The organism is Pseudomonas sp. NY15181 (assembly GCF_048068055.1).
GTDB lineage: Bacteria > Pseudomonadota > Gammaproteobacteria > Pseudomonadales > Pseudomonadaceae > Pseudomonas.
In genome coordinates this window covers 1,178,449-1,188,199 of the sequence record NZ_JBLUPT010000001.1, presented here as the reverse complement: position 1 = coordinate 1,188,199, position 9,751 = coordinate 1,178,449, and the positions used below count along the sequence as shown (strand labels likewise).

Annotated in this window: 10 protein-coding genes; 4 read left to right on the top strand and 6 right to left on the bottom strand. The window is 65.0% G+C overall.

The features are described 5' to 3' along the window. Both ACNFBT_RS05455 and ACNFBT_RS05450 read left to right on the top strand, forming a co-directional pair. On the top strand, positions 1 to 111 hold a 111-nt coding region (locus ACNFBT_RS05455), incomplete at its 5' end, for a 2-oxo acid dehydrogenase subunit E2 (protein ID WP_416747214.1). A 641-nt stretch (positions 112 to 752) separates the two neighbouring features. Then, entirely contained in the window at positions 753 to 4,070 is a 3,318-nt protein-coding gene (locus ACNFBT_RS05450; RefSeq protein WP_416747139.1) for an autotransporter domain-containing protein, read from the top strand. A 71-nt stretch (positions 4,071 to 4,141) separates the two neighbouring features. On the opposite strand, the gene ACNFBT_RS05445 is transcribed toward ACNFBT_RS05450, so the two are convergent. The 6 genes from ACNFBT_RS05445 to ACNFBT_RS05420 all read right to left on the bottom strand — a co-directional run bounded on the left by ACNFBT_RS05445 (position 4,142) and on the right by ACNFBT_RS05420 (position 7,750). Next, positions 4,142 to 5,005: an MBL fold metallo-hydrolase gene (locus ACNFBT_RS05445; RefSeq protein ID WP_416747137.1), complete on the bottom strand. Its 864-nt coding sequence runs from the start codon at positions 5,003 to 5,005 to the stop codon at positions 4,142 to 4,144. Beyond that, on the bottom strand, positions 5,002 to 5,436 hold the full coding sequence (locus tag ACNFBT_RS05440; RefSeq protein WP_416747135.1) for a DUF6691 family protein: 435 nt from the start codon (positions 5,434 to 5,436) through the stop codon (positions 5,002 to 5,004). The genes ACNFBT_RS05445 and ACNFBT_RS05440 overlap by 4 nt, the downstream gene beginning before the upstream one ends. A 3-nt stretch (positions 5,437 to 5,439) precedes the next feature. Then, positions 5,440 to 5,868, bottom strand: a complete 429-nt coding sequence (locus tag ACNFBT_RS05435) for a YeeE/YedE family protein (RefSeq protein ID WP_416747134.1) — start codon at positions 5,866 to 5,868, stop codon at positions 5,440 to 5,442. Further along, positions 5,865 to 6,194 carry an ArsR/SmtB family transcription factor gene (locus ACNFBT_RS05430; protein WP_416747131.1) on the bottom strand — a complete coding sequence of 110 codons (330 nt, stop codon included), beginning with the start codon at positions 6,192 to 6,194 and terminating at the stop codon, positions 5,865 to 5,867. The genes ACNFBT_RS05435 and ACNFBT_RS05430 overlap by 4 nt, the downstream gene beginning before the upstream one ends. Positions 6,195 to 6,365: 171 nt before the next feature. Then, entirely contained in the window at positions 6,366 to 7,469 is a 1,104-nt protein-coding gene (locus tag ACNFBT_RS05425; protein ID WP_416747129.1) for a WD40/YVTN/BNR-like repeat-containing protein, read from the bottom strand. A gap of 11 nt (positions 7,470 to 7,480) precedes the next feature. Beyond that, complete coding sequence (locus tag ACNFBT_RS05420) at positions 7,481 to 7,750, bottom strand: MoaD/ThiS family protein (protein ID WP_416747127.1); 270 nt, start codon at positions 7,748 to 7,750, stop codon at positions 7,481 to 7,483. Positions 7,751 to 7,983: 233 nt separating this feature from the next. Between ACNFBT_RS05420 and ACNFBT_RS05415 the strand changes: the two genes are divergently transcribed. Then, positions 7,984 to 8,172: a hypothetical protein gene (locus ACNFBT_RS05415; protein ID WP_416747126.1), complete on the top strand. Its 189-nt coding sequence runs from the start codon at positions 7,984 to 7,986 to the stop codon at positions 8,170 to 8,172. 172 nt (positions 8,173 to 8,344) lie between these two features. After that, on the top strand, positions 8,345 to 9,709 hold the full coding sequence (locus tag ACNFBT_RS05410; RefSeq protein ID WP_416747124.1) for a glutamine synthetase family protein: 1,365 nt from the start codon (positions 8,345 to 8,347) through the stop codon (positions 9,707 to 9,709). Positions 9,710 to 9,751: the final 42 nt, after the last annotated feature.

The following is a 9,751-nucleotide window of genomic DNA, read 5'->3' as shown; positions in this document are numbered from 1 at the left end:
CTGCCGCTGTCGCTGTCCTACGATCACCGCGTGATCAACGGGGCCGCCGCCGCGCGCTTCACCAAGCGTCTGTCCGACCTGCTGGGCGATATCCGCACCCTGCTGCTGTAACTGCGTGATCCAAGGGCCGGCGCTGCGCCGGCCCTTCCTCTGCAAACCCGCCATCCTCTTGCGCATCTGAAGCGGGCTCGCACCTGGCTTCAGGTGCGATGTCATGGCTTCTTTCCCCAAGCGGGTTCTCATCACCGAGGATCACGCTTCAAACATCAATCCAAAGCAGAACGATAAAGTCGGAAACCATTACCGACCCTGTCATTACGTAAATATTCCTACAACTTAGACCGCCAAGTCAGCCAGAGAAAATACCGCGCGCCTAGGAAACATCACTCGATGTAACCGCCCAAGCCAAACCCGCCCGATTCAAATATCCACTACCACAAGAACAACATTCTAACTCTCAAAAAATTCACACTTTCAACATCCAAAACTCCGCAACAGATATCACACCCCGCTCTGACAAATAACAAGAAAAAACCTACACAACCCACTCCCAAACAGCATTGAACCGGCAATCAACCGCAAGCACTCTCAACGCTAAATCCCGCAACAAACAACAACCCGAACAAAGGCTTAGGAAATCAATCCTGGCCTCCGCAACAAACTATAAACCCGATCCACTCATGAATAAGGAGTCGACCGACAACTCCATTGCCACACCCGCCAGCCCCATACTTCCAACACAAAGGCTCGAAATGAAAACAAAGTTCGGCTTCACCCATAAGAAACTTTCCCTGGCCATTTCCCTGGCCGCCACACTGCCCGCCGTCCCGCTCTACGCCATGGAGACCCAAACACTCCAGACACCGCAGGGGCTGCCGATTTTCGAACTGCGATTCTTCGACGTAGGCGATGGCCCGTTCAACGTAGACGACGACAAGACTGAGCAGTCCTCCACCTGGAGCCTGAACGCGCGGCAGAAACAACAGATCATCCAGGGGGGAACCTATTGGGCGACGGTGATTACTCCTCAGCCCGGGCAGCTCCCCGGCATCCTCAATGTAGGTACCATGGACGAAGCAAACGCGGCTGGCACAAGTGGAAAGGCTCCTGCCAGCGGCGATGTCTATACCACCCAATTGCAGGCTGCCCTGACCAATCAGGATACCGGGCCACTCGACACCGGAGCCCATGGCCTGTTCGTCATCGGCAAGATGGATTTCAACACCGCGCCCTACGTCCCCAGCCAATTGCCCACGGGTAAATCCGCGGATCTACCTGCCACAGTCCTGCACGAATTGGGTCACGCGCTGGGGATCATGAACAACGTAGCGGACAAGGACGGAAAGGACTCAAGGACGCCATACTTTGGCGATACCCTCAGCAACTGGGCCGCGCATCTGCGTGACGACAACGGCAACCCGGCAGCGCCCGGCCAGGCGGTGTTGTGTAAGCAGTGCAAGAACGACTATGACCCGAACGGCTTCGACCTGCGCAAGGACCAAGGCTACTTCAGCGGCGAACACGTCAGCGAGGTACTGGGCGACGCCATGCCCGGGCTTCCGGTCAGGATAATGTCCGGCGGCTCGCTGGACGATGACTACATGAGCCACATCGAGCTGAAGAACAGCCTGATGAGCCACCAGAACTACCGCAACTACACCACCTTCATGGAGGCGGAGCTGGCGGCGATGCAGGATCTCGGCTACCAGATCGACCGCCGCAACTTCTTCGGCTACTCGGTGTACGGCAGCGACCAGACGATCTACAACCAGAACGGCTACTACCAGCGCGATCCCTCTGGAACAAGCTATCTGGTCGGCGCCGAGAGCACCACGCCGCTGGGCCTCGGCCTGCATGTCTACGGCAGCTACAACCAGATCCACCAGCAGGCCGATCTGCTGACCCGCGGCGATGGCGCTGCCGGTGTGCGTGTCGATGGCGAAGGCAATACCCTGGTGGTCGATCCGGGCACGCGGATCCACGCCAACGGTGTGAATGGGGTTGGCGTGCTGTTCGCCTACGGCAAGAGCCACGACTTCATCCAGCGAGGCGACATCGAGGCGCTGGGCCAGGGCGGTATCGCTGCGGGATTCAGCTTCGGCAACAACGCGGTGGGTAACGATCTGGACTACCGCGGCTCCTACATCCGACTGGTCGGTGGCGCATCCCTGCTCCTGCCGGAACTGGAAGGCGCCCTGGTCGACAATGTCGACATCAGCGGCCGGTTGGCGGGCAACCAGGCCGCCCTCCTGGTCGATGCCAATGCCCTGGTGAACAACATCAATGTCCTCAACGGCGCGAAGCTGGAGGGGAATATCTACAACCTCTACAACCAGAAGGACGAAGCCGGCGAGCAGCGCCTGACCCAGCTCACCTTCGGCCGTCTCGCCGACAGCGCGGGCCGTGCCGCCGACCAGGCCGACCCGAACTTCAGCTTCCAGTACAACGGCAACATCAGCGGCCTCAACAGCCTGGCGCTGGTCGCCCAGGGCGGCGAGACGGCGCTCAACGGCACGCATCAGGTCTACAGCGTGGAAGTCGCGCCCGGTGCAACGCTGAGCGGCACCAGCGAATACACGCTGAACGAAGCCGGTGACTTCACCAACCATGGCACCGTGGCCCCGACCGGGACCATCACCGTGAAGGGTGACTATGAGCAAGGCGAAACAGGCCAGCTCCTGGTCAACGTCAACAGCAAGGGCGCCCACGACACACTCGTGGTCAAGGGAGAAGCCCAACTGGGCGGCCGCCTGACCGTCGCTCCGGAGCGCGGCTGGTATTCGCCGCAGTGGAAGGTCAATTCCACGCAGTTGCTCAGCAGCACCACCACCACTGGCAGCTTCAGCACGGTGGACAGCGAACCCTTCTCGCCGACCTTGTCGCTGCGGGCCTCCGCGCAGAAGAACGGCAGCTACCTGCTGAGCTTCAACCGCGCCAGCAACGCCTATGCCCAGTACGCCCTGAGCAAGAGCGGCCGGGCAGTCGGCCAGGCCTTGAGCCAGTCCGCCGCCCAGGTCCAGGCCACTGACACTGACCGCCAGAAGCTCTACACCACCCTTGACTTCTCCGCCGCCGACGGCAGCACCGTCGCCAAGGCGCTCGACCAACTGTCGCCGTCCGCCTACAGCGCCATGATGGCCAGCTCGCTGCAACGCGAACAGCAGGTCGCCGACGCCATCAGCGCCCGCGAGCCGGGCAAGCTGCGCAACGATGAGTGGCAGACCTTCATCCAGCCCTTCGGCGGCAATACCCGGCAGAACAGCGACAGCCATACCGTCGGCTACACCACAAACAGCTCCGGCGTGATCTTCGGCGCGGAGACAGCGGCCACCAGCGACGGCAACCTGATCGTCGGCCTGCACGGTGCGGCCAGCAAGCAGTCGGTCAACCTGAAGGACCCGCTCAACGGCGACGGCAATACCACGGCCCTGGAGCTGGGTGTGCATGCCCGCTATGCCGAAGACCCGATGGCCGGCAGCTACATGCTTGGCAACGCCCGTATCGGCTACGAAACCGGCGAGCTCAAGCGCAAGCTCAACTTCGATGACTACTCGGCCGAGAACAAGGCTGACTGGAGCGGCAAGAGTGCCTCCGTGGTCGGCGGCGGCGGTTACCGCTTCAAGCTGAACGACAACGTCAGCCTGGGCCCGATCGCCACCCTCACCTACACCAGCCTGTGGCGCGACGGCACCCACGAGAAAGGCGCCGACGGTACGACCCTGAAGCTGGATTCGCAGCAGTTCGATTCGCTGCGCTCCAGCCTCGGCCTGAACAGCGCCATGAAGTTCCCGCTGGACAGCGGTCACGCCATCAAGGCCGAAGGCCAGGTGACCTGGAACCACGAACTGCTCGATACCGACCTGATCCAGGACGCGACCTTCGCCAACTACCAGGGCACGAAGTTCAAGAGCAAGAACACCGTGATCGGCCGCGACTCCATGGGCCTGCGCGGCAACGTGCGCTACCAGCTCAGCGAAAACGTCGATGTCGGCGCCGGCGTCTCCAGCGACCTGTTCCGCACCGGCTACAACTCGGTGGCCGGTAACCTGTCCCTGGACTGGCGCTTCTGATCCACCCTCCCCGCGCCTTGCGCGGGGAACCCCCATCCTTTGGTGCTTGCCGCCCCCACAGGGCGGCTTTTTTACATCCGGTCCAGAGGTATCCGCAGATAACGCACGCCGTTGGCTTCGGCTTCCGGCAGCATACCGCCGCGCATGTTCACCTGGATCGACGGCCAGATCAGCGCCGGCGCCTTGAGGGTGGCATCACGCTCCTGGCGCATCGCCACGAAGGCGTCCTCCCCGACGCCCTGATGGACATGCACGTTGTCCTCGCGTTCGCGCGCCACGCTGGTCTCATGCTGGTGCTCGTCGCGCCCGGGGGCCAGGTAGTCATGGCACATGAACAGCCGCGTCTCGCCCGGCAGCGCGAACAATCGCTGGATCGAGCGGTACAGCTGACGCGCGTCGCCGCCGGGGAAGTCGCAACGGGCGGTGCCGTAGTCGGGCATGAACAGGGTGTCGCCGACGAAGGCGGCATCGCCGATCCGATAGGTCATGCACGCCGGCGTGTGGCCCGGGGTGTGCAGTGCCTCGGCCTCCAGTTCGCCGATGAAGAAGCGCTCACCGTCGCCGAACAGGTGGTCGAACTGGCTGCCGTCGCAGGGAAACTCCGCGCCCAGGTTTAGCAGCCCGGCGAAGGTGCTCTGTACCCGGGAGGTATTGGCGCCGATGGCCACCCGGCCGCCCAGCTCGCCCTTGAGCCAGGCCGAGGCGGACAGGTGATCGGCGTGCAGGTGGGTCTCCAGCAGCCACTCCACTGTCAGGCCCTGTTCGCGCACGTAATCGACGATACGCCGGGCGCTGGCATGGCCGACGCGGCCGGCGGCGGCGTCGTAGTCCAGCACCGGGTCGATGATCGCGCAGCGCTGCGTCTGCGGATCACTCACCACATAGCTGTATGTGGACGTGGCCGGATCGAAGAAGGGTTGGATGGTGGCGCTCATGCGGGCCTCCTCTTCGCGTCACGTTGCCATTCATAGCCGGCGTGCAGCCCCATGCCCACCAGCATGGCAAGGCAGAACAGCGCGCCCTGCCAGTAACCGGCGGCAAAGGTCACCAATGCCGGCCCCGGGCAGATGCCGGCGATGCCCCAGCCGACACCGAACAACAGGCTGCCGCCGATCAGTTGGCCATCCAGGTCACGGCGCTGCGGCAACTGCATGAGGCCGCCCAGCAGCGTCCGCTCATGCCGCCGCGCCCAGGTGAAGAACGGCAGCGCCACACCGATGGCAGCGACCATCACCAGCGCCAGCGATGGGTCCCAGGGCCCACCCAGATCGAGGAAACCCAGCACCTTCGACGGGTTGGCCATACCCGACAGCAGTAAACCCATGCCGAACAGCAGCCCGGCCAATAACGCGACGATCTTGCCCATGTCTCAAGCTCCCAGCAGGTGGCGCAGGACGAATACGGTGATGAAGCCGGTGGCCATGAAGGACAGCGTCGCCACCAGGGAGCGGCCGGACAGCCGCGACAGCCCGCAGACGCCGTGTCCGCTGGTGCAACCGGCACCGAAACGGCTGCCCACGCCGACCAGCAGCCCCGCCACCAGCAAGGTTGCCCAGCCGGCATCGAAACGGATCTCCGGCAGTGGCCGCAACAGCGCCCACAGCAGGGGCGCCGTCAGCAGGCCGAGCAGGAACAACGGCCCCTCACCGCCCCATGCGGAGCGTTTGAACAGGCCGCCGAGCAAGCCGCTGATGCCGGCGATGCGGCCATCGAGCACGGCAAAGAGCCCCGCCGACAGGCCGATCAGCGCGCCACCGGCCAGGGCGCTCCAGGGCGTGAAGCTGGTCCAGTCGATCATGCCGATGCCTCCGAGCAGAACAGTCGATACAGGGTTTCGATCACCGCCAGCGCCTGGTGGCTGGCGATGCGGTAGTAGACCTGCTTGCCCTCGCGACGGGTTTCCACCAGTTCCTCGCGACGCAGCACCGCCAATTGTTGCGACAGGGTCGGCTGGGCGATGCCGGTGCAGGCTTCCAGTTCACCAACATTGAGCTCGCCCTGGGCCAGTTGGCAGAGCAGCATCAGGCGGTCCGTATTGGCCAGGGCCTTGAGCAACTGGCAGGCGGATTCGGCCGATTGGTGCAGACGCTGGGCGTCGGCGGGATCAAGCGTGGTAGCGGTCATAGGTACGATCTACAAATAAACAATCTATATTTTTATATATTGTTTTTCGCACCTTGGCCAGCCTCGCCTGTCGGATCGACGGCTGCGCGTCGCGCGGCAGCCGCAGCGCTTGCGCGAGGAAGCCGTGCCGCTCCGTTACACGAGCGGCACGAAGGCCTTAAGGCGCGGAAGCTAACCGAAGCGCACGCAGTAGATCGGCGGCAGGTTGGCCGACAGACATTGCCATTGGTCGCCGCCATTCTCCGACAACCACAGCCCGCCGGTGGTGGAGCCCATCGCCAGGCGCTGGCCATCGTCGTCCACCGCCAGGCCGTGGCGGTAGATCAGGTCGAAGGCCGGGCCTTGCGGCAAGCCGCTGTCCAGGACCTCGAAGCTGGCGCCGCCATCGCGGGTGCGGGTGACCACGAGCCGGCCGTCCACCGGCACCCGGCAGACATCCTTCACCGCCGGGACGAACCAGGCGGTGTCCGGCTGGGTCGGGTGCACGGCGACGGCGAAACCGAAGCTGGAGGGTTCGACCTGCACATCGTGCCAGCGCGCGCCGCCATCGGTGGAGGTGAAGATACCGTTGTGGTGCTGCACCCACAGGCGCTCAGGTTGCGCCGGGCACTGCACCAGGCGGTGCGGGTCCTGGATGGCGCCGTCCTCGCGCAGCTCCGGCGGCATGTAGTCGGCGTACATGCCCGCCGTGGTGTTGCGCCAGTTGGCGCCGCCGTCGTCGCTCTGCCAGACGCCGCCGCAGGACACGCCCACCGTCAGGTGCCGGCTGTCGCGCGGGTCGACGCTGACCGAGTGGATGCCCGGCCAGTCGTAGCCGCCGCCGAACCAGCGGGCGCGCTCGGGGCGGTCCCACAACGGACGGTTCAGCTCCCAGCTGTCGCCGCCGTCAGCACTGCGGAACAGCCCTCCGGGGATGGTGCCGGCCCAGAGCACGCCGGGTTCGGCGGCGCCGCCGGTTTCCAGGCACCAGATCTGTTGCAGGGTCCAGGGCGCGGGTGGAGCATCGCCCTCCTTCGGCGTAGGCAGCGGGTCGGGCTGCGGCGGGTAGACCGGGACGGCGACTTCCTGCCACTCCTCTCCGGGCCGCTGGCGCCACAGCTTGCAACCGAAGTGGCCGAGGTTGAGTGCGGCGTAGAGGGTTTCGTCGCGGGGGTCGGCCAACACCATGCTCAGGGGCTCGCCGATGAATTCGCGACGCACTTCCTGCCAGCCGTTCCCGTCGCGCTGAAAGGTGAACAAGCCCTTGCGGGTCGCCACCAGCAGTCGATCGTCCATACTCCGCCTCCTCAACCACCGCTCAGGGCCTGCACCACATAGACCTCGCTATCCGCCGCCAGGGCATCGCTCAGGCGGGCGCGGTCGCGCAAACGCAGGCCATCGATGAAGATCGTCAGGTGCCGGCGCAATCCGCCCTGGTCGTCCAGCAGGTAGCCGCGCAGGGTCGGTGCCTCGGCGAATACCGTCTCCAGCGCCGCCTTCAGCGTCGGCGCCGACAGCTCGCGCTCCTCCAGCGCAACGTGGCGCTGGATCGAGGGGGCGAAGACGATGCGGCACATGGGCAAGCCCGGTTCTGACGAAAGATGCCCCCAGTGTAGGGGAGGCTCGATTACCCATCGACGCATGCGACCGGCTGCATCCAATCACCCACGGTGCCTCTGGGGTGGCGCTCCTGGCGACGGGAGCCCAGCATTCAGTTTCGATTTTTCAAATCCAAGCATCTCGAAAATCACATTTAATAAACGCATGAGCCTGTGCGAGGCTGCTCGAATCGTCAGCCAACTCGCCCAACATGCACCTGCTCGTTTCGCCCGCACCGCTGGATAACGTCGCCGCCCTCAAGGCCGGCAGCGCTACCCCTCTGCCGCGCAAACATGCCCGTTGGCTCGAACTGCAACCGCTGACCCTGCCTCTCGAACTGGCCTTCTGGGCGCTCTGGCATTGCCGCCATGCGCGTCCACCGGATAGCGCCAGCCACTGACGGGCCACCGCGCCCGAACGCCACCGACGGAACTACGCTCAGGGAAGGCCCGCGTCCTCCTCGAACAAGACGTAGCCCGTTGCATCGCTTGCCTGCCTTTATCTCCGCACCCCAGGTGCGGCCCTGGCCTGCAGGTCGTCAGCGCATCCGGCTGGATGCTATCGAGAGCCCCATGAATTTCGCCTCCGTGCAAGAAGCCCAGGTTTTCCTGGCCCAGAACCCCGATATCGAGATGGTCGAGCTGTTCATCCTCGACGCCAACGGCGTGCCGCGCGGCAAGCTGCTGCACCGCGAGGAACTGCTCGCCGTGTACCAATCCGGCCGGCCGCTGCCCAGCACCATTCTCGGCCTCACGATCCATGGTGAGGACGTGGAGGATTCCGGGCTGGTCTGGGACGTGGGCGATATCGACTGCCGCGCCTATCCGCTGGCCGGCAGCCTGGTGCGCCTGCCCTGGCGGCAGATTCCCACGGCGGCGGTGCAAGTCAGCATGCACCCCGTGGAAGGCAAGCCGGCGGACATCGCCGACCCGCGCCATGTGCTGATCCGCGTGATCGACGGTCTCAAGGCCGCCGGCTACCACCCGGTGATGGCCTGCGAGCTGGAGTTCTACCTGCTGGACGCCAAGCGCGACGCCAATGGCCGTCCACAACCGGCCCTGGACGCCGACGGTGGCCGCCCGCGTGCCACGCAGGTCTATGGCCTGCGCGAGCTGGAGCAGATCGAGCCGTTCCTCGCCGACCTCTATGCCGCCTGCAAGGCCCAGGGCATTCCGGCGCGCACGGCGATTTCCGAGTACGCGCCGGGCCAGGTGGAGATCACCCTGGAACACGGCGACGCGCTCACCGCGATGGACCAGGCGGTGCGCTACAAGCGCCTGGTGAAAGGCGTGGCGCACAAGCACGGCATGCAGGCCTGCTTCATGGCCAAGCCGTTCGACGACCTGGCCGGCACCGGCATGCACATGCACGTGTCCCTGGCCGACGCCGAAGGCAACAACCTGTTCGCCAGTGAAGATCCGGCGGGCACGCCGCTGCTGCGCCAGTCCGTGGGCGGCATGCTGAAAAGCCTGCTCGACTCGCTGCTGCTGTTCTGCCCCAACGCCAACTCCTACCGCCGCTTCCAGGCCAACAGCTACGCGCCGCTGGCGCCGACCTGGGGCTGCGACAACCGTACCGTGAGCCTGCGCGTACCGGGCGGCCCGGCACATACCCGGCATGTGGAGCACCGCATCTGCGGCGCCGACGCCAACCCTTATCTGGCTGCCGCCGCCATCCTCGCCGGCATCCATCGCGGCATCCGCGAGCAGATCGACCCGGGGGCGCCGGTGGAAGGCAACGGCTACGCCCAGGCCAAGGAACTGCTGCCCACCGACTGGCTCACCTCGCTGCGCGCGCTGGAGCGCTCCAGCTGGGCGCGGGATGCGCTGGGGCATGAATTCCTCGGCGTGTACCTCAAGGTGAAACAGGCCGAGTACCGCCAGTTCATGGGCGAGGTCGGCGAGCAGGATTGGCGGTGGTATCTGACGCAGGCTTGAGGAATTGGGCGCGCTGAAGAGCCCCTCACCCCAGTCCTCTCC